Origin of the sequence: Rhodosalinus sp. (assembly GCF_041685465.1) — a bacterium.
GTDB lineage: Bacteria > Pseudomonadota > Alphaproteobacteria > Rhodobacterales > Rhodobacteraceae > Rhodosalinus.
On the sequence record NZ_JAWLFS010000029.1, the window covers coordinates 1 to 18840 of the forward strand.

The 18840-nt window shown below is 70.7% G+C and carries 15 protein-coding genes; 3 read left to right on the forward strand and 12 right to left on the reverse strand.

Features of this window, described 5'->3' with window-relative positions; genetic code table 11:
* Nucleotides 1-131: 131 nt before the first annotated feature.
* The 5 genes from ACESL7_RS03400 to ACESL7_RS03420 all read right to left on the reverse strand — a co-directional run bounded on the left by ACESL7_RS03400 (nucleotide 132) and on the right by ACESL7_RS03420 (nucleotide 6810).
* Nucleotides 132-2540, reverse strand: a complete 2409-nt coding sequence (locus ACESL7_RS03400; RefSeq protein WP_372891459.1) for a GcvT family protein — start codon at nucleotides 2538-2540, stop codon at nucleotides 132-134.
* Between the two features lie 286 nt (nucleotides 2541-2826).
* Nucleotides 2827-4143, reverse strand: coding sequence for an HlyC/CorC family transporter (locus tag ACESL7_RS03405; protein ID WP_372891461.1), 1317 nt, complete (start codon nucleotides 4141-4143; stop codon nucleotides 2827-2829).
* A gap of 57 nt (nucleotides 4144-4200) precedes the next feature.
* Nucleotides 4201-5133, reverse strand: a complete 933-nt coding sequence (locus ACESL7_RS03410) for a tyrosine recombinase (RefSeq protein ID WP_372891463.1) — start codon at nucleotides 5131-5133, stop codon at nucleotides 4201-4203.
* Nucleotides 5130-6671: a hypothetical protein gene (locus ACESL7_RS03415; protein ID WP_372891465.1), complete on the reverse strand. Its 1542-nt coding sequence runs from the start codon at nucleotides 6669-6671 to the stop codon at nucleotides 5130-5132. The genes ACESL7_RS03410 and ACESL7_RS03415 overlap by 4 nt, the downstream gene beginning before the upstream one ends.
* Nucleotides 6661-6810 carry a hypothetical protein gene (locus ACESL7_RS03420; protein ID WP_372891467.1) on the reverse strand — a complete coding sequence of 50 codons (150 nt, stop codon included), beginning with the start codon at nucleotides 6808-6810 and terminating at the stop codon, nucleotides 6661-6663. The genes ACESL7_RS03415 and ACESL7_RS03420 overlap by 11 nt, the downstream gene beginning before the upstream one ends.
* A gap of 110 nt (nucleotides 6811-6920) precedes the next feature.
* On the opposite strand from ACESL7_RS03420, the gene ACESL7_RS03425 reads away from it, so the two are divergent.
* Both ACESL7_RS03425 and aroB read left to right on the forward strand, forming a co-directional pair.
* Nucleotides 6921-7466 (forward strand): shikimate kinase, encoded by a 546-nt coding sequence (locus tag ACESL7_RS03425; RefSeq protein ID WP_372891469.1) that lies wholly within the window; start codon nucleotides 6921-6923, stop codon nucleotides 7464-7466.
* Nucleotides 7463-8578 (forward strand): 3-dehydroquinate synthase, encoded by a 1116-nt coding sequence (gene aroB, locus ACESL7_RS03430; protein WP_372891471.1) that lies wholly within the window; start codon nucleotides 7463-7465, stop codon nucleotides 8576-8578. The genes ACESL7_RS03425 and aroB overlap by 4 nt, the downstream gene beginning before the upstream one ends.
* 126 nt (nucleotides 8579-8704) lie before the next feature.
* On the opposite strand, the gene ACESL7_RS03435 is transcribed toward aroB, so the two are convergent.
* Complete coding sequence (locus ACESL7_RS03435) at nucleotides 8705-9787, reverse strand: site-2 protease family protein (protein WP_372891473.1); 1083 nt, start codon at nucleotides 9785-9787, stop codon at nucleotides 8705-8707.
* A gap of 152 nt (nucleotides 9788-9939) precedes the next feature.
* The gene (gene ssb, locus ACESL7_RS03440) at nucleotides 9940-10440 is read right to left on the reverse strand and encodes a single-stranded DNA-binding protein (RefSeq protein ID WP_372891475.1); all 501 of its coding nucleotides are present in this window, start codon (nucleotides 10438-10440) and stop codon (nucleotides 9940-9942) included.
* Nucleotides 10441-10567: 127 nt separating this feature from the next.
* Between ssb and ACESL7_RS03445 the strand changes: the two genes are divergently transcribed.
* Complete coding sequence (locus ACESL7_RS03445) at nucleotides 10568-11155, forward strand: lytic transglycosylase domain-containing protein (protein ID WP_372891477.1); 588 nt, start codon at nucleotides 10568-10570, stop codon at nucleotides 11153-11155.
* A 30-nt stretch (nucleotides 11156-11185) separates the two neighbouring features.
* Here ACESL7_RS03445 and ACESL7_RS03450 read toward each other — a convergent pair whose 3' ends face one another.
* From ACESL7_RS03450 to ACESL7_RS03470, 5 genes are all read right to left on the reverse strand, one after another.
* Nucleotides 11186-13270 carry a dipeptide ABC transporter ATP-binding protein gene (locus ACESL7_RS03450; RefSeq protein WP_372891479.1) on the reverse strand — a complete coding sequence of 695 codons (2085 nt, stop codon included), beginning with the start codon at nucleotides 13268-13270 and terminating at the stop codon, nucleotides 11186-11188.
* A gap of 115 nt (nucleotides 13271-13385) precedes the next feature.
* Entirely contained in the window at nucleotides 13386-14855 is a 1470-nt protein-coding gene (locus ACESL7_RS03455) for an ABC transporter permease (protein WP_372891481.1), read from the reverse strand.
* Between the two features lie 16 nt (nucleotides 14856-14871).
* A complete protein-coding gene (locus ACESL7_RS03460; protein ID WP_372891483.1) occupies nucleotides 14872-15936 on the reverse strand; it encodes an ABC transporter permease in 1065 nt (354 codons plus the stop codon).
* Nucleotides 15937-16042: 106 nt separating this feature from the next.
* The gene (locus ACESL7_RS03465; RefSeq protein WP_372891485.1) at nucleotides 16043-17713 is read right to left on the reverse strand and encodes an ABC transporter substrate-binding protein; all 1671 of its coding nucleotides are present in this window, start codon (nucleotides 17711-17713) and stop codon (nucleotides 16043-16045) included.
* A 184-nt stretch (nucleotides 17714-17897) separates the two neighbouring features.
* A complete protein-coding gene (locus ACESL7_RS03470) occupies nucleotides 17898-18716 on the reverse strand; it encodes a helix-turn-helix transcriptional regulator (RefSeq protein WP_372891487.1) in 819 nt (272 codons plus the stop codon).
* Nucleotides 18717-18840 lie beyond the last annotated feature (124 nt).

Below are 18840 nucleotides of genomic sequence, written 5' to 3' on the forward strand. Positions count from 1 at the left end.
CTCCCATGCGGGACGACGCCCCCGCCGCCGGGATCAGGATGCCGATTTCCTCCACCGCCTCTCCCGCCCCCGTCCGGTCGAATGACGCAGCGTCAGTTAGCGCACCATGACAGGTCGGCGCAACCGTTCCGTCACCCGCGCAGGCGCGCGCCCTCGGGGTCGAAGAGCGGCGTCTCCAGCATCCGCGCCGGCCGCATCTCGCCCAGGATCTCGATCTCGACCTCGAGCCCCGGCGCCGCCGCCTCCGTCGGGATCAGGCCGAGCGCCACGGCGGTCTCCGCGTGATGCGAATAGCCGCCCGAGGTGCAGAAGCCGGTCACCTCGCCGCCGATCCAGATGGGTTCGTAGGCGTGCACGTCCGCGTCCAGCGTGTCCACCGCGAAGGGGCGCAGCGTGCGCGCCGCGCCCTCGGCGCGTTCGCGCTCTGCCGCCGCCCGCCCGACGAAGTCCACGTTCTTCTTCCAGGAGATGAAGCGGTCGAGCCCGGTTTCGCCCGCGGTATAGTCGGGCGAGAACTCGCGCCCCCAGGCGCCGAAGAACCGGTCGAGCCGCAGCGACATCATCGCGCGCATCCCGAAGGGCCGCATGCCGTGCGGCTGGCCGGCCGCCCAGAGCGTGCTCCAGAGCGCGCGCTGCGCCATCGGATCGCAGAAGATCTCGTAGCCCAGATCGCCGGTGTAACTGACCCGCTGCACGAGGCAGTCGACCATGCCAATCGTCAGCCGCCGCACGTCGAGAAACCGCATCTCCGAGACATCCGCCCGCGTCGCGGCCTGCAGCACCGCGCGCGCCCTGGGTCCCGCGATCTGGAAGCCCGTCAGCCGGTCGGAGACGTTCTCGACCCGGACGCCATCCTCGAGATTGTCGAGGAACCAGCGCATGTGGAAGGCCTGCGCGCCGTAGCTCGCCGTCAGGTGGAAATGCTCTTCCTCCACGCAGGAGACGGTGAAATCGCCCCAGAGCCGCCCCGCCGGCGAGAGCATCGGCGTCAGCGCCAGCCGCCCCGGCGGGGGAATGCGGCCCGCCATGATCCGGTCGAGCCAGGCGCGCGCCTTGGGTCCCGTCACGCGATACTTGCCGAAGTTGTGCGTCTCGTTGATGCCGACCGCGCCGCGCACCGCCTGCACCTCGCGCCGCGTCGCGTCCCAGGCGTTCGAGCGCCGGAAGCTCGGCGTCTCGACGCGCGGCTCGTCTCCTGTCGCGAAGTAGTTCACGACCTCCAGGCCATACTGATGGCCCCAGACCGCGCCCATCGCGTCGAAGACGTCGTACATCGGCGTCTGCCGGAAGGGCCGCGCGGCCGGCAGCTCCTCGTTCGGATAGGCGACCGAGAAGCGCTTCCGGTAGTTCTCGACCACCTTCGGCCGGGTGTAGCCCGGCGTGATCCAGTCGCCGTAGCGCGCGACGTCCATGGCAAAGGTGTCGCGCTCGCATTCGCCCTCGACCATCCACTGCGCGAGCATCAGCCCCACGCCGCCGCCCTGGGAAAAGCCCGCCATCACGCCCACAGCGGCCCAGTAATTGCGCACGCCCGGCACCGGCCCCACGAGCGGGTTGCCGTCGGGGGCGAAGGTGAAGGGGCCGTGAATCACGCTCTTCACGCCCGCGCGCTCCAGAACCGGGAAGCGGCGGTAGGCGAAGGCGATCGAGTCCTCGATCTTGTCGAGATCGTCGGGCAGGAGCTCGTGGCCGAAGTCCCAGGGCGTGCCGTCCACCGCCCAGGGCTTGGCGCGCTGCTCGTAGAAGCCGATGCAGAGCCCGCGCCCCTCCTGGCGCAGGTAGCTCTCGCCCGCAGGGTCCATGACGTGCGGGTGTTCGCGGTCGCGCTCGTAGATCTCTGGCACCTCGTCGGTGACGATGTACTGGTGCTCCATCGGGTGCAGCGGGAAGTAGATGCCCGCCATCTCCCCCACCTCGCGCGCCCAGAGACCGGCGGCGTTGACGACGTGCTCGGCGTGCACCGTGCCCCTGTCGGTCACCACGTCCCAGGTGCCGTCGGCGCGCTGGTTGGTCTCGCGCACCATGCAGTGGGTGACGACCTCCGCGCCCGCCATGCGCGCGGCGCGCGCGTAGGCGTGGGTGGTGCCGGAGGGGTCGAGATGCCCGTCGAGCGGATCGTAAAGCCCGCCGATGATGCCGTCGGTATTGGTGATCGGCGCGATCCTGGCGATCTCCTCGGGGCCGACGATATGGGTGTCGAGCCCCATGTAGCGATGCTTGGCGCGTTCGGCGAGCAGCATGTCGAAGCGGTCGCGGTCGTCGGCGAGCGTCACGCCGCCCACGTGGTGCAGCCCGCAGGACATGCCGGTGATCTCTTCCAGCTCCTTGTAGAGCCGGATCGTGTAGCCCTGCAGCGCCGCCATGTTCGTGTCGCCGTTGAGCGTGTGAAAGCCGCCCGCCGCGTGCCATGTCGATCCGGAGGTGAGCTCCGAGCGCTCGATCAGCAGGACGTCGGTCCAGCCGAGCCGCGTCAGGTGGTAGAGCACGCTCGCGCCGACGACGCCGCCGCCGATCACCGCGACCCGGGTGGTGGTTTGCATGGGAGCCTCCGACAGGTTTTCGTGGCACACTCGGGTGCGGGGCAGCGTCTGACAAGTCCGCAGGCGACACTCCATGTCGCTCCCGGATGCGGGCCGGGGGCGCTGCCCCCGTCGCGCGCAGGCGCGCGCGACTCCCCCGGGATATTTGTGCCAAGAAGAAGGAGCCGGCACCGCCTCCCCTTGCTTCTCCTTGCGTCAAATATCCCGGGGAGCGCGAGGGGCAGCGCCCCTCGCCCGCACGAAGTGCCAGAGGACGTGCGGCCGCAAGGCCGCGCCGCAGGATCGCTCAGAGCCGCCGGATCTTCAGCCGGGTGATCCGGTTGTCCTTGCGCCCGGCGACCTCGAAGCGGAAGCCGTGGAAGGAGAAGACCTGCCCCACGGTGGGGATCGTCTGCGCCTCGTGGATGACGAGCCCGGCGATGGTGTTGGCCTCCTCGTCGGGCAACGCCCAGTCGGTCGCGCGGTTGAGGTCGCGGATCGTCATCGCGCCGTCGACGAGGAAACTTCCGTCCTCGGCCTTGCGCACCGGCATGTCGGCGGCCGGGTCGAACTCGTCGGTGATCTCGCCCACGATCTCCTCGAGGATGTCCTCGAGCGTGATCAGCCCCTCGAGCGAGCCGTATTCGTCGACGACCAGCGCGAAATGCGTGCGCCGGCGCAGGAACTGGCGCATCTGGTCGTCGAGCGTCGTGGTGTCCGGCACGAAATAGGGGGTCATCGACACCTCGGAGAGGTCGAACTCGGCGAGCACCTCGGCGAGGCCCACCTCGCGCTCGGCGGCCTCCATCCGGCGGTAGAGCGCGCGCAGGAGGTCCTTGGCGTGGATCACCGCGACGATGTTCTCGGGGTCGTTCTCGTAGACGGGCAGGCGGGTATGGCTGCTCTCGAGACACTGGCGCAGGATCTCGGCGGGTTCGGCGTGGGCGTCGAGCATCTCGATCCGCGAACGGTGCAGCATGATCTCCTCGACCGTCCGTTCGCCGAGGTCGAGCGCGCCGAGGATGCGGTCTCGGTCCTCCTTCTCGACGGCGCCCTCGGCGTGGCCGAGCTGCAGTGCGCCCACGATCTCCTCGCGCACGGCGAGGATCTGGCTGTCGGGATCGGTCTGAACGCCGAAGAGCCGGAGGATGCCCCGGACGAAGAAGCGCACCGCGGAGACCACGGGCGAGAAGAGCTGCACCACCACGCGGATCACCGGCGCGACGAGGGACGCGGCCGCCTCGGCGTTGGTGATCGCGTAGGTCTTGGGCAGCACCTCGGCGAAGATCAGCACCAGAAGCGTCATCACCAGCGTCGCGAGCGCCACGCCCGACTCGCCGAAGAGCTCGGTGAAGAGCGCCGTGGCGAGCGAGGCGGCGAGGATGTTGACGAGGTTGTTGCCGAGCAGCACCGAGCCGATCAGGCGCTCGTTGTCCTCGGTGATCGTCAGCGCGAGCGCCGCGCCCTTCGAGCCCTTGTCGGCGCGCGTGCGCAGCTTGCCGCGCGAGGCGGCCGTGAGCGCGGTCTCGGAGCCCGAGAAGAAGCCGGACATGAAGAGGAGGAGAAGGATCGCCCCGCCGGTCAGCCAGAAGGCGCCGTCGATCGCGGTCTGTGAGGGGTCCATGGGAGGGTCCGTGATTGATCGCTGTGTCTCGGTTATGACGGGGGCCGTCCGGCGGGATCAAGCCTCCCGCGAGAGGGGGTGACGGGTCAGCACCAGCGCGCGCAGCCGCGCCTCGAGGACATGGGTGTAGATCTCGGTCGTCGAGAGATCGGCGTGGCCCAGCAGCGTCTGGATCGCGCGCAGGTCCGCGCCGCCCTCCAGCAGATGCGTGGCGAAGGCGTGGCGGAGCGTGTGCGGAGAGACTTTTCCGGGGTCGATCCCGGCCGCGTGGCACAGCTCCTTGACGATCCCCCAGAAGCGGTGGCGCGTCAGGTGCCCCGCCTTGCCGCGCGAGGGAAAGAGGAAGCGCGAGGGGGGGCGCCGCGCGGCGCGCGCGGCCTCGGTTTCGGCCGCGTCGCGGTGCGCGAGCCAGTCGGCGAGCGCCGCCCGCGCGGGCGGCGAGAGCGGCACCATCCGCTCGCGCCCGCCCTTGCCACGCACGAGGAGCATCCGCGGATCGCCCCGCGCAGCCTCCGCCGGTAGCGCCACGAGCTCGCTCACCCGCATGCCGGTGGCATAGAGAAGCTGCATCAGGCAGCGGGTGCGCGCGCGATCGGCCGGCGTGCGGCCGTGTTCCGCGGCCGCCGCGAGAAGCGCGTCCACCTCCGCGTGGGCGAGGCTGTGCGGCAGGCCCTGCCGCTTGCCCGGCCCCCGCAGCGCCGCGGCCGGATCGTCACCGCGCCACCCCTCCGAGAAGGCGAAACGGTAGAGCTGCCGGATCGCCGAGAGCCGGCGCGCGCGGGTCGACTGCGCGAGTCCCTCGGCCTCGCAGTCGGCGAGGTACCCCTCGATCTCGCCGCGCCCGGCGGTGGCGAGGCGCCCGCCCCGCGCGTCGAGCCAGCGCGCGAAGGCGGCGAGGTCGCGCCCGTAGCCCGCCCGCGTGTTCTCGGCCGCGCCGACCTCGGCCGCCTGCGCCTCGAGAAAGGCCTCGATCCAGCGCGCGTCGCTCATCGCGCGGGCTCCGCGAGGACCACCTCGATCGCCGCGCGGCGCGCCACGTCCTCGAGGCCCACGGCACGGAAGCCCGCGAGCGCGTCCGCGAGATCCGGCAGATCCCCCTCGCGCCCGGAGGCGTAGAGCGCCATCGCCTCGAGGATGGCCTCGCCGAGACGCCCCGCCTCGATCAGCCGCGACAGCCGGGCCGGCGGCACGGCATCGAAACCTTCGGCGACCGCCGCGGCCCGCGCATCCGGGGCGGGCGCGCGCGCCGGTGTGCCCGCGGCCAGGGCCACAAGGAAGCGTGCGCGCGATGTCCGCGCCTCGACGCGGCGCGCGTGGCGCTCGTAGTCGGGGGCCTGCATCGCGACCTCGAAGGCGGCCTCGCGCACTGCGCCCGTCAGGGGCAGCGCCGCGAGGTCGGCGCCGAAGAGCCGCGCGAAGGGCGCGCCGAGCCCGGCGTCGCGCATCAGCGGCCAGGCGTCGAGAAGCGCGCGCCCCGCGGCCGCCGCATCGCCGTCGGAGAGCGCCGCGTCCACGTCCTGCACCGCCGCCACCCGGTCCCAGAGGCCGCCCGACGCGGCCGGCGCGCGGGCGGTGTAGATCCCGAGCAGACGGTTCTCCGGGATCGCGCCCGCCCGCGCGAGCCGCTCGGCCGCCGCGATCTGCGCGCGCCAGCCCGCCTCGCCGCCGAGCGCCATGACCGCGAAGCGCCGCGGCAGCGCGGAGACGGGCAGGGGCACGCCCACCGCCTCGCGCAGGCGCACCTCGAGCGGCGTGGGATCGCGCGAAGGCGGCAGGTCAGGGGTTTCGGCGCCGGCCGGGTCGAGAAAGCGCGCGAGCAGGTCGCCCATCGGTTCGCCGATCGCGTCGAGCGCCCGTGCCGCGTCCAGCGTCGAGGCCGCCGCCGCCCAGTCCCCGCCACGGGCGAGGCAGAAGACCCGCGGCGCAAGATCGGGCGACAGCGCCATGTCGTCGCGGAGCGCCGCACAGGGCGCCGAAGGGTCGCCCAGCAGGAGCGCGAGGTCGAACCAGCGCGCGAAGAGCGCAGGGCTGCCCGGTCCGGCGCGCGCGACGAGCGCCTCCGCCGGGGCGACCGCGCCCAGCCTCGCCAGCGTATCGAGGCGCGCGAGCAACAGCCGTGCCTCCGGCCCGGCATCCGCCGGCGGCAGCGCCTCGGCCAGAAGGAGCGCGTGGAGAAGATCCTGCATGGCCGGCTGGCCGGTCACGCGCTGCGCGGTCACGAGACGAAGGAGATCGTCGGTGCGACTTTCGGACCAGAGCGTCTGCGGAAAGCCCGTGACGCTCGGCGGGAGGAGGCCCACCGCATCGGCGGCGGGTCCGCTCGCCAGAGGGAAGGTGCTGATCTTCGGGACGCGGGCACTTTCGGCCACGGGCGGCTCGCCCGGTGCGGCGCCGGCGGGCGCATGGCGGTCCAGCCATTCGATCGCGGAGAGGGGCGCGTCCGCGGGTTGCGCCGGCGCCGCAAGGGGCGCGAGCGCGAGGGCCGCGATGATCAGCGCGGCGCGGCGCGCGCGGCGGCTAGTCCACATCGATGTCGACAGGGGAGCGGACCTCGTTGCGCGGGGCGGAGAAATCCGCGCCGAAATAGGGGCCCACGTAGGCATAGGCGACGAGCGCCACCGCGCCGAGCGCCGCCAGATAGACCAGCCACTTGAGGATCCGCCACATCTTCGCCTGTCCTGCCCGTTTCGCCGCCTTATATACCGGCCGGCGCCCGAGTTCACGTCATTCCACGAGAGCGATTGACATTTCGGGGCCGCCCGGCCGACCTACGGGCGATGGGCTGGCATCTCAAGAAGACGGCCGCGATGGTGGGCATGATGGGCGCGGGCAAGACGGCCGTGGGCCGCGCCGTGGCGCAGCGCCTCGGCGTGGCCTTCCGCGACTCCGATACCGAGATCGAGCGGGCGGCGAACATGACCGTCGCCGAGATCTTCGCCCGCGACGGGGAGGGCTTCTTCCGCGCCAAGGAGGCGCTGGTGCTGCGCCGGCTGCTGGAGGGTCGGCCCGCGATCCTCTCCACCGGCGGGGGCGTGTTCCTGTCCGGGCCGAATCGTGCGGCCATCCGCGACAGGGGCGTGGCCGTCTGGCTCGCGGTGCCGGCAGAGGTGCTCTGGGAGCGTGTCCGCCACGGCGAGGGCCGGCCCCTTCTCGCAACGCCCGACCCGCGCGCGACGCTCGAGCGCCTTCTCGCCGAGCGCGCACCGGTCTATGCAGAGGCCGACCTGACCGTGGAGGCCGGCCCCGGCTGCAGCGTCGAGGCGACGGCCGAGCGGGTGATCGCCGCGCTTCTCACGCGGCCCGACGTGCTGGAGGCGCGATGACCCTGGAAACCGTGCGTGTCGAGCTCGGCGCGCGAAGCTACGACATCCGCATCGGCGCGGGGCTGCTCGCGCAGGCGGGCGCGGAGATCGCGCCGCTGCTCGCGCGCCCGCGGGTCTGGATCGTCGCCGACGCCGCGGTGGCGGACCGCCACGGCGCGACGCTCGCCGCCGGGCTCGAGGCGGCGGGGATCGCGGCGCGGACGCTGACCGTGGCGCCCGGAGAAGCGAGCAAGAGCTGGGCGCGCCTCGAGACTGTGGTCGAGTGGCTGCTGGCCGAGCGGGTCGAGCGGCGCGACATCGTGATCGCGATGGGCGGCGGGGTGATCGGTGACCTCGTGGGCTTCGCCGCCGCGATCCTGCGCCGGGGTGTGCGCTTCGTGCAGGTGCCGACGACGCTACTTGCGCAGGTCGACAGCTCCGTGGGCGGCAAGACAGGCATCAACAGTGCGCAGGGCAAGAACCTCGTGGGCGCCTTCCATCAGCCGAGCCGCGTGATCGCCGATATCAAAGCGCTGGAAACCCTGCCGGCGCGCGACCTCCTGGCGGGCTACGGGGAAGTGGCGAAATACGGCCTGCTCGGCGACGCGGGATTCTTCGACTGGCTGGAGCGCAATGGTCCCGCGATCGCCGCCGGCGACGCGCAGGCGCGTGTCGAGGCGGTGCGCCGCTCCTGCGCGATGAAGGCCGGCATCGTCGCGCGCGACGAGACCGAGCAGGGCGAGCGCGCGCTTCTCAACCTCGGGCACACTTTCGGCCACGCGCTCGAGGCGGCGACGGGCTACTCCGACCGGCTCCTGCACGGCGAGGGGGTCGCGGCGGGCTGCACGCTGGCCTTCGACCTCTCCGCGCGGCTCGGGCTCTGCGCGCAGGAAGATCCGTCGCGCGTGCGGGCGCATTTCCGCGAGATGGGGATGGTGACCGATCTCTCCGACATTCCCGGCCCGCTGCCCGACGCGGACGGCCTGATCGCGCTGATGGCGCAGGACAAGAAGGTGATGGACGGGCGGCTGCGCTTCGTGCTCGCGCGCGGCATCGGCGCGGCCTTCGTGGCCGAGGACGTGCCCGCGGCGGCGCTCCGCGCCGTGCTGGAGGAGGCGCTTGCCGCGCGCTAGGGGCGGCCGCTGCCCGGCAGACCGGTCAGGACCCTGTGCGCACCACGGGGGGCGGCCGGGGGCGACTGCTGGCGAGGTCCCCTCGGAGGGTGAGCTTCCGCGTTCCGCTCGATCGCGTGCCGACCGTCAGCGCCCGCGGCGGCCGTTGAGCACCATGAGCTCGCCGAGGTTCTCGCGCGTGACGTAGCCGATCAGGTACCCGCCGTCGCGGACCACCGCCACCCCCGGCGCGTTCTGGCGGTACATCGCGTCGAAGACCGTCTCGAGCCCGGTGGAGAGGCTGACGGAGGGGATGTCGGTCTGCATGACCTCGGTGACGCGGCGGTTGGCATGGCCCTCGGCGCTTTCCTGGAAGATCGCGTTGCGCGTCAGCAGGCCGAGCAGACGTCCATCGGCGTCGAGCACCGGAAACTCGCCCTGCGTGGTGCGGATCAGCGCCTTGCCGGCCATGCCGACCGTGTCCTCGGGCGAGAGGCTGTCGAAGGTGGTGATCATCGCGTCGCGCGCCTGCATCCGGCGGGCGATGTCACGCATCGCCACGTCGTTCGACTCCGCCCCGGCGGCGATGAAGACGAAGAAGGCGATCAGCAGGAGCACCGGATTGCCGCCGACGAGGCCGAGAAGGCCGAGGCCGAAGGCCAGCGCCTGACCGGCGTAGGCGGCGATGCGCGTCGCCTGCACCCGGTCGGTGACGATGGAGAGCGCGGCGCGCAGGACCCGCCCGCCGTCCATCGGGAAGGCCGGCAGCAGGTTGAAGACCGCGATGAAGAGGTTCACCGCCGCGAGCCGCGCGAGAAAGCTCGCCTCCGGGTCGACGAGCCCCTCGAGCGAGGCGGCCCAGGTCTCGGCGCCGAGAAGCAGAACGAGCCCGGCCCAGATCACCACGTTCACCGCCGGCCCGGCGAGGGCGACGAGGATTTCCTGCGAGGGTTTCTCGGGCATCGATTCGAGCCGCGCGAGCCCGCCGATGGGCAGGAGCGTCACGTCGGGCGTGCGCACCCCGTAGCGCCGCGCGGTGAGCGCGTGGCCGAACTCGTGCGCGACGACGCAGGCGAAGAGGGCGGCCACGAAGAGAAGGTTCTCGAGCGCCGCCGGCCAGCCGCCGTCGGCCCAGGCCACGAGCCCCACCCAGAGAAGGAGCAGGAAGAAGGTGGCATGCACCCGCAGCTCGGAGCCGAAGAGCCGGCCGATGGAGAAGGACCACGTCATGAGAGTGATCTAGGCACGCGCGGCGCCGAAGCAAAGGGCCGCGTGGCGGGCGGGGCAGGGGGGCTGTCTGCCCCCCTCTTGGCCTTCGGCCAATTCACCCCCCGAGAGTATTTGGACCAAGATGATGGGGCGGGCGTGTCGGCGCGGACGGGTCAGAAGGGGATCTCGTCGTCGTAGTCGCGTCCGCCGCCCCCGCCGCCGGCCGGACCGCCGCCGCCGTAGCCACCGCCCCCGCCGCCGTCGTCGGGCGGGCCACCGTAGCCCCCGCCGCCGCCCATGCCGCCGCCGCCACCGCCACCGTCGCGGCTGTCGAGGAAGGTCATCTCGCCCGCGTAGGGGCGCAGGACCACTTCGGTGGAATAGCGGTCCTGCCCGGACTGGTCCTGCCACTTGCGGGTCTCGAGCTTGCCCTCGAGGTAGACCTTGGAGCCCTTGCGCAGATACTGTTCCGCGAGCCGCACGAGCGCCTCGTTGAAGATGGCGACGCTGTGCCACTCCGTCTTCTCGCGGCGCTCGCCGGTGTTGCGGTCGCGCCATGTCTCGGAGGTGGCGACGCGCAGGTTGCAGACCTTGCCGCCGTTCTGGAAGGTCCGCACCTCCGGATCGCGGCCGAGATTGCCGATCAGGATGACCTTGTTCACCGAGCCTGCCATTGCGTCCCTCCGAGCCGTTCGGTCCCGTATACATCACCGCGTCGTGGTGAAGAAAACCCTAAAACGCGTGGCTGGCGTGCCGTTGCGCGCCGCGGTAGGCTGGCCGTGCAGCCAGGGGAGGAGCAGCATGGCAAGGGGTCCCGCCGCGCTCGCCGCGCTCGCGCTCGTCCTGCCGGGTGCGGCCGGCGCGGATGTGCTCTCGTCGCAGGCGCGCGCGACGCTTTTCAGCTCCCAGACCGGCGTGCTCGACAGTCGCGGGGCCGAGCAGTACCGCGGCTCCGTCCGGCTGCAGCCGCCGCGCGCGGAGGTGCCGCCGAAGCCCGGCACGGCGCCGGCCGCCGAGGGGGGCGGGGCGGGCGCATGGCTGCCCGTGGCACGGGAGGCGGCGCGGCGCCACGGGGTGCCGGAAGACCTCTTCCTGCGGCTGGTCCGCCGGGAATCGGGCTGGAACCCGCGCGCGGTCTCGCGGAAGGGAGCCCGGGGGCTGGCGCAGATCATGCCCGCGACGGCGCGCGAGCTCGGCATCGATCCGGACGAGCCGCGCGCCAACCTCGAGGGCGGCGCGCGCTATCTTGCCGCGCAATACCGCGCCTTTCGCGACTGGCGCCTCGCGCTCGCCGCCTACAACGCGGGGCCGGAGGCGGTGCGCCGTCACGGCGGCGTGCCGCCCTACGACGAGACGCGCGCCTACGTCCGTGCGATCCTCGGGCCGTGAGCGCGGCCTGCCCGGGCCGCGCGGCCCGGGTCACTCCGCCGCGATCTTGATCACGGGCTCCATGCTCTCGAAGTCGTCGGCGCTCAGGTGGCATTTCACCTGATGGCCGGAGGCGAGCGTGACCATCGGCGGCACCTCGGTCTCGCACTTGTTGCCCGGCACCTTCGATTTCCAGCGACACCGGGTCTGGAACGGGCAGCCGGACGGCGGATTCATCGCCGAAGGGATGTCCCCCTCGAGGACGATGCGCTTCTTCTCGACCCTGGTGTCGGCGATCGGCACGGCCGAGAGCAGCGCCTCGGTATACGGGTGATAGGGCGGGGAGAAGACCTGATCGGTCGAGCCGATCTCGACCACATGGCCGAGATACATGACCATCACCCGGTCGGAGAGGTAGCGCACGATCGAGAGGTCGTGCGCGATGAAGAGAAGCGTGGTCTTCTGCTCGCGCTGGATCTCCATCAGGAGGTCGGTGACGGCGGCCTGCACGCTCACGTCGAGGGCCGAGACGGGCTCGTCGGCGACCACCACGCGCGCGCCGCCGGCGAAGGCGCGGGCGATGCCGACGCGCTGCTTCTGCCCGCCCGAGAGCTGGCGCGGCATGCGGTCGGCGAACTCCCGCGGGAGCTTCACGAGGTCGAGAAGCTGGAGCATCTTGTCGCGCCGCTCGGTATCGGAGTCGCCGTAGTCGAAGACCTCGAGCGCGCGGATGATCTGCCGGCCGACGGTCATCGAGGGGTTCAGCGTGTCGAAGGGGTTCTGGAAGACCATCTGGATGTCGGCGATGGTCTGGGTGTCGCGGTCCTGGATCGGGATCCGCTCGATGCTGGTGTTGTCGAGCGTGATGGTGCCGTCGGTCGCCGTCTCGAGACCCATCAGCACCTTGGCGAAGGTGGACTTGCCGCAACCCGATTCGCCCACGATGGCGAGCGTCTCGGATTCGCGCGCCTCGAAGCTGAGCGTCTCGTTGGCCTTGACCACCCGTTTCTCGCCGCCGCCGAAGAGCGCGTTGGCGGCCACCTCGTAATACTTCTTGAGGTCCTCCGACTTGAGCACGACCCTGCCCGCCTCGGCCTTCGCGCGGTGCTCCTCGGGGATGAGCGGCTGATCCCAGTCGATCTCGCGCCAGCGCAGGCAGCGGGATTCATGCGTTCCCGCCGCGTCCACGTTGTCCATGTAGATGTGGCCCTGGTCGCAGACGCCCTCGCGGAAATAGTCGCAGCGCGGGCCGAAGTTGCAGCCCGGCGGGCGCTCGTGGGGCAGGGGGAAGTTGCCGGGGATGGCCTTGAGCGGGCGCTCGGTCTTGTCGGCGCCGGGAAGCGGGATCGAGCGGAAGAGCGCCTGCGTGTAGGGGTGGCGCATGGTGTTGAACACGGTCTCGATGTCGCCGCGCTCCACCGCCTCGCCGGAGTACATCACGCAGATGCGGTCGCAGGTCTCGAGCACGAGGCCGAGGTTGTGGCTGATGAAGAGCATCGAGGTGCCGTATTTGGTCCCGAGATCCTTCACCAGGTCCACGACGGCGGCCTCCACGGTCACGTCGAGCGCCGTCGTCGGCTCGTCGAGGATCAGGAGCGAGGGCTTCGACATCAGCGCCATCGCGATGACGATGCGCTGCTGCTGGCCGCCCGAGAGCTGGTGCGGGTAGCTCTTCATGATGCGCTCGGGGTCGGGGAGCTTCACGTCGCCCACGACCTCGAGCGCGCGCGCCCAGGCGTCGCTCTCGGAGAGCCCCTCGTGGATCATCGGCACCTCGATGAGCTGGCGGCCGATCTTCATCGCCGGATTGAGCGAGGCCATCGGCTCCTGGTAGATCATCGCGATCTCCTTGCCGCGGATCTGCCGGAGATCGTCCTGGCTCATCGCGCCGAGGTCGCGGCCCTTGTAGGTGATCGAGCCGCCGACGATCCTGCCGTTCACGCCGAGGTCCTGCATCACGCCGAGCGCGACGGTGGACTTGCCGCAGCCCGATTCGCCCACGAGGCCGACGGCCTCGCCGGGCTGCACGGTGACCGAGAAGTCCATCACGGCCGGGATCTCGCGCAGCCGTGTGAAGAAGGAAATCGAGAGCCTGTCGATCTCGAGGATCGGGCCGTCGTGTTCCCAGTGTGCCATGTCGCTCTCCTCTTCGGAGCGGTTGATCCGGGGCCGGTGCGGGACCGGGGGCGCCGCCCCCGGACCCCCGGGATATTTTTCTCCAAGAAGAAGCGGGGGACGCTTCCCTCGGCGGCTAGTCGCGCAGGCTCTCCTCCCGGAGGCCGTCGGCGAGAAGGTTCAGCCCGAGCACGAGGCTCAGGAGCGCCAGCGCCGGCGGCAGGGCGGGGTGGAGGTAGATCGAGAGGAGCTTGCGGCCCTCGTTGATCGTCGAGCCCCAGTCCGGGCTCTCCGGCGGCAGGCCGAGGCCGAAGAAGCCGAGGGTGCCGAGCAGGATCGTCGTGTAACCGATGCGCAGGCAGAAATCGACGATCAGCGGGCCGCGCGCGTTCGGCAGGATCTCCCAGAGGAGGATGTACCACACGCCCTCGCCGCGGGTCTGCGCGGCGGCCACGTAATCGCGGGTCTTGATGTCCATGGTGAGCCCGCGGACGATCCGGAAGACCGTGGGCGAGTTCACGAACATCACCGCGACGAAGACCACGAGGATGCCGCCGGGGATGTCGAAGAGATCCAGGAAGGCGAGCGCGTCGGGCAGGAAGTCGATCCGCGATCCCCGCTGGTGAACGAGCGAGAGGTAGAGCCAGCCCAGCACCACCAGGATCACCGCGAGCACGGGCGTGCGCACCGCGGGCTGCGTGTAGTAGCGCGAGTTCACCAGCACGGTGATGAAGAGGATCGGGAAGAGGAAGAGCACCGCCGCCATGTAGACGGGAATGCCCGTCGCCACGATCTCCGGCGTCACCAGCAGGTAGAAGAGCAGGATCACCGGGAAGGCGAGGATGAGGTTGGCGAGGAACGACAGCACCGTGTCCAGCCGCCCGCCGTAGAACCCCGCCGGAAGGCCGAGCGTGATGCCGACCATGAAGGCGAAGAGCGTCGCGAAGGGGGCGATCTTCATCACTTCCCAGGCGCCTTCCACCATGCGCGAGAAGACGTCCCGCGCGAGGTTGTCGCCCCCGAGAAGGTAATAGGGGTAGAGGCCCTCCTCCGCCGCGTTCGGCACCACGCCGCCCGGCGGCTCGTTCTTCAGGCCCGAGACCTGGTTCAGTGCATCGTGCGTGACGATCAGGCCCAGCGGCCCGCCGAAGATCGCCGCGAAGACCCAGAACATCACGATGCCGAAGCCGATCATGCCGATCGTGCTGTCGAAGAGCTTGCCGTAGAGGCCGAGCCGGCGCTTGAAGGCGATCGAGAGCGCGTAGGTCACGGCGAGCGCGATCCAGACCGGGGCGAAGCGGCCCGCGACGGTGCCGATGATGCCGCTCGTGCGCGGATCGGTGACCGCCATGCCGGCCACGACGTAGGCCGCGCAGCAGGCCAGGAAGAGCAGCAGCGCGTATTTCATCGCGAGGCCCGAGTAATCGAGCGGCGAGCGGCTGACGAGCACGGCCTGCCCGTTCTCGTAGGCGATCTCGCCCGGCCTTGCGCCGGCGGCCGAGAGCGCGAGGTTCAGGACGAGCGCGAGCGCGAAGACCGCGACCGCGGCCATCATCAGCGGCGTGAGCACGGCGCCCAGGTCGCCGGTCCAGGTGAGCGGTTCCATCTGCCTGCCCTCCGTCTCAGGTCACGCTGATGCGCGGGTTGAGATACACGTAGCCGATGTCGGAGATCAGCTGCGTCACCAGCACGACGATCACCGACACCACCGAGACCGCGAGCAGGAGCTCGATGTCGTTGTTGCCGGCCGCCTGCACCAGCGTCCAGCCGAAGCCCTTGTAGTTGAAGAGCGTCTCCACGATCACGACGCCGTTCAGGAGCCAGGGGAACTGCAGCATGATCACCGTGAAGGGCGCGATCAGCGCGTTCCGGAGCGCGTGGCGCAGCACGATCTTGGGAAAGCTCACGCCCTTGAGCCGCGCGGTGCGGATGTATTGCGCGGTCATCACCTCGGCCATGGAGGCGCGCGTCATGCGCGCGATATACCCCATGCCGTAGAGCGAGATCGTCAGCACCGGCAGGAAGAAGTTCTCGAAGGTCGGGTTCTCCATCGCGGCTGTCGCCGTGCCCTTGAACCATCGCAGGCCCACGGCGGAGGAGGCGAAGACCGCGATCAGGATGACGCCGGAGACGTATTCCGGCGTCGCCGTCGTGGTGATCGCGAAGGTGGAGAGCGTCCGGTCGGTGCGCGAGCCTTCGTTCATCCCCGCGAGCACCCCGACGAGGAGCGCCGACGGCACCATCAGCAGGATCACCCAGAACATGAGGTAGCCGGTGAGCCCGAGGCGCGTGCCGATGATGCCTGATACCGGGTCACGGAACACCGTGGAATAGCCCCAGTCGCCCTGCAGCACGCCGCAGAACCGCGGCGCCTCGGCGGCGTCCGCCGGGCTCACCGCGCCGGCGAGGCAGCGCCCGACGACGACCGTCTCGCCGTCCTCGGTGCGCTCGCTGGTCCAGCCCGGCGCGACGCCGAGCCACTGCGCGTACTTGAGCGGCATGGGCTCGAGATAGCCACGGTTGTCGAGCCACTGCGAGACCTCGGCGTCGGTCATGCGCATGTTGCCCTGCGTCTTCGCGAGCTTCTCGAGGTTCGGATAGAGGTTCGTCAGGAAGAAGACGATGAAGGTCAGGCAGAGCGCGGTGAGGATCATGACCCCCAGCCGCCTGAGAAAGAACAGTCCCATGCGCACCCCTGTCGATGCTGCCGCTGCGGATCGGCGGTCGGGCCGGCCGCGCCGGCATTCTGTTGTTGGGGCCGGGCGCCCGGGGGCGCCCGGCCGGTCGCGGCGTTCAGGCCGCCAGACCCAGCTTGTAGGTGTGGATCTCGAAGGTGGGGTGCATGTCGGCGCCCACGACCTCGTCCGTGTAATGGCGATAGATCGAGCGCCAGTAGGGCTGGATGACCACGCCGTCGTCGCGCAGGATCTGCTCGATCTCGGCCATCACCTCGCGGCGCTGGTCGGCGTCGGCGATCGAGAGCGCCTCGGCGAGCTTGGAGTCGAACTCCGGGTTGGCGTAGGCCGTCTCGTTCCAGGCCTCGCCCGAGCGATAGGCCAGCGCGAGCACCTGAACGCCGAGCGGGCGCATGTTCCAGTTGGTGGAGCTGAACGGGAACTTGGTCCAGTCGTTCCAGAAGGTCGAGCCCGGCAGCACGGTGCGCTTCACGTTCATGCCCGCGTCGCGGAGCTGCGCGGCGACCGCGTCGGTGGTGTTCTTGCGCCAGTCGTCGTCGATCGACACGAGTTCATGCTCGAAGTCGGCCATGCCGGCCTCTTCCATGAGCTCCATCGCGGCGGCCGGGTCGTGGGGCGCGGGGCCGATGTCGGCGTATTCCGGATGGATCGGGCAGACGTGGTGGTTCTCCGCCACCGTGCCGAGGGACGAGTAGCCCAGTTCGAGGCAGACCTCGTTGTCGACGGCCATCGCCAGCGCGCGGCGCACGCGGGCGTCCTCATAGGGGCGGGTTCCGTCCACCTCGGCCGCCTGGTTCGGGCGGATGGTGATGGTGTTCGCGGTCACCGCCTCGGACTTGGTCCAGCCGATGGCGTCGAGGATCTCGATGAACTCGCCCACGGATTCGTAGAGCATCTGGACTTCCTCGGACTCGGCCGCGGCCACCCAGGAGGCCGGGTCGGTGCCGAAGTCGACGAACTCCACCCGGTCGAGATACGGGCCGCCGTAGACCTCGCTGCCCCACCAGGTGTGATCCTCGTTCCGCACGAGCACCGACCGGACGCCCACCTCGTGCTCCTCGGGCAGGAAGGGGCCGGTGCCGATCGGCACGTCGATCGGATTCTCGTCGTTGTAGCTCTGGTGCACGATGGCGGCCGGGTAGTCGGCGAAGCCCGCGATCAGCGTGATGTCGGGCACCGAGGGGCGCAGCACGAGGTCGTGCTCGCCGGTGACCTCGATCGCGTCCTCGCGGGCGAGCCCGGTCTCGTCGTCGATGAGCGACGAGACGCGCGCGGCCATCGAGTTCGCCTCGACGTCGCGCTCGCACCAGCGGCGGATGTTGTGCGCCACGTCCTCGGCGGTGAAGGCGTCGCCGTTGTTCCACGTCACGCCCTCGCGCACCTTGAGGCGGTACTCGGTCGCGTCCTCGTTGATCTCCCAGCTTTCGAGCAGCATGGGCTTGAAGGTGCCGTCGGCCTGATACTCGACGAGATAGTCGAGCCAGCCGCGGTAGACGTTGGAGATCTGCGACCAGTCCGCGGTGCGCGGATCCTTGAGCGCGCGCACCTCCATCTGCACGCGCAGCGTGCCGCCGTCGCGCGCCTCCTGCGCCTGCGCGGCGCCGGGCATTGCGAGGCCGCCGAGCGCGTAGGCGCCCGCGGCCGTCACGCCGAGGCTCGTCGTGCGCGCGAGGAACTCGCGCCGGCTGAGCTTGCCCTCGCGGAATTCGCGCGCGTACATCCGGGCGGCCGGATGGACGGGCTTTCCGTTGATGGTGGACTGGGTCATTCATGTCTCCCGTGTTGTTCTCAGACGCGCCGCCCGGAATAGGGTCTCAAGGCGTTTGGTGATCGTCACGCGACCTTGCGAAGGTATTCCGCACGCTTTCTGTCACCGCGTCAACGTCTGCTTTAGCCGCTTCGAGGTCCGAAAGCGACATCGACCTGAAAGAAAAACGACACGGCCCGGGAAATCAACCGGTCGCTGCGGTGCGGCGAGCCGGCTGCGGGGCGCGGCCGCCGTGGTAGGCGAGGAAGCGTTCGAAGTAGGCGGGGCCGGAGAAACCGAGCCGTTCCGCCGCGTCGGCGGTATCGATGCCCGGCCGCGCGAGCATCGAGCGCGCTTCGTGCAGGACGCGCTCGGTGATGATCGCGGCGGCGCCGCGTCCGGCGCTGTCGCGGCACGCCCGGTCCAGCACGGCGGTCGAAACGCCTAGCTCTGCGGCATAATCGCCGGGCAGGCGGGCCGACCGGAAGTCCGCCGCGACCCGGCGGCAGTAGTCCTGCACCAGCCGTTCGTCGGCGTCCTGTGCCCCGGCGCGCGCGGTGCGGGGCTCGATCCGCCGGCGCAGCCAGACCGAGGCGAGCGCGGCATGCGCGGCCTGCGCTTCGGCGGCCAGCGGCGCGTTGCGGCTCTGCTCGCGCTGCATCGCCTCCAGGATGCCGGTGATCTCGGCCTGCGCCATGTTGTCGCGCAGCCGCAGGTGGTGCGCCTCGTTCGGAAAGGCGAGCGGCAATGCGCTCGGCACCTCGAGGGCGAGGCCGAATCCCTGTGCCCCGATCTCGTAGGCGAAAAGCGTGCCGGCCGGGACGAAGATCGCGTTGTGCACCGAGACGCCGCGGCGCACGCCCTCGACCGTGATGCGGCCCTGTCCCTTCGTCGTCCAGATCAGGAGATGGTTCGGCCGCTCATGCAGGAGCGCGAGTTGCCATGCGCCGCGCGGCGCAAGCTGCGAAAGCGTCAGACAGCGGGCCGCGGCGCGGTGGTCGCTGAGCGATCGGATGAAGCTCATGCCTCGCACACCTCTTCGTGTCCCCCCGCCCCTGCATGGCGCATCGCCCCCCGCCTTGCCAACCCGCCTTTCACGATCCCGGCACAAATCGGCCCATGGCGGCCGTGCACCGACGCGGCATTAG

Coding starts and splice junctions, on each gene's coding strand:
- ACESL7_RS03470 (WP_372891487.1), bottom strand. CDS start 18,716: ATGAGCTTCATCCGATCGCTCAGCGACCACCGCGCCGCGGCCCGCTGT.
- ACESL7_RS03460 (WP_372891483.1), bottom strand. CDS start 15,936: ATGGGACTGTTCTTTCTCAGGCGGCTGGGGGTCATGATCCTCACCGCG.
- ACESL7_RS03410 (WP_372891463.1), bottom strand. CDS start 5,133: ATGAGCGACGCGCGCTGGATCGAGGCCTTTCTCGAGGCGCAGGCGGCC.
- aroB (WP_372891471.1), top strand. CDS start 7,463: ATGACCCTGGAAACCGTGCGTGTCGAGCTCGGCGCGCGAAGCTACGAC.
- ACESL7_RS03450 (WP_372891479.1), bottom strand. CDS start 13,270: ATGGCACACTGGGAACACGACGGCCCGATCCTCGAGATCGACAGGCTC.
- ACESL7_RS03455 (WP_372891481.1), bottom strand. CDS start 14,855: ATGGAACCGCTCACCTGGACCGGCGACCTGGGCGCCGTGCTCACGCCG.
- ACESL7_RS03420 (WP_372891467.1), bottom strand. CDS start 6,810: ATGTGGCGGATCCTCAAGTGGCTGGTCTATCTGGCGGCGCTCGGCGCG.
- ACESL7_RS03445 (WP_372891477.1), top strand. CDS start 10,568: ATGGCAAGGGGTCCCGCCGCGCTCGCCGCGCTCGCGCTCGTCCTGCCG.
- ACESL7_RS03435 (WP_372891473.1), bottom strand. CDS start 9,787: ATGACGTGGTCCTTCTCCATCGGCCGGCTCTTCGGCTCCGAGCTGCGG.
- ACESL7_RS03405 (WP_372891461.1), bottom strand. CDS start 4,143: ATGGACCCCTCACAGACCGCGATCGACGGCGCCTTCTGGCTGACCGGC.
- ACESL7_RS03465 (WP_372891485.1), bottom strand. CDS start 17,713: ATGACCCAGTCCACCATCAACGGAAAGCCCGTCCATCCGGCCGCCCGG.
- ssb (WP_372891475.1), bottom strand. CDS start 10,440: ATGGCAGGCTCGGTGAACAAGGTCATCCTGATCGGCAATCTCGGCCGC.
- ACESL7_RS03400 (WP_372891459.1), bottom strand. CDS start 2,540: ATGCAAACCACCACCCGGGTCGCGGTGATCGGCGGCGGCGTCGTCGGC.
- ACESL7_RS03425 (WP_372891469.1), top strand. CDS start 6,921: ATGGGCTGGCATCTCAAGAAGACGGCCGCGATGGTGGGCATGATGGGC.
- ACESL7_RS03415 (WP_372891465.1), bottom strand. CDS start 6,671: ATGTGGACTAGCCGCCGCGCGCGCCGCGCCGCGCTGATCATCGCGGCC.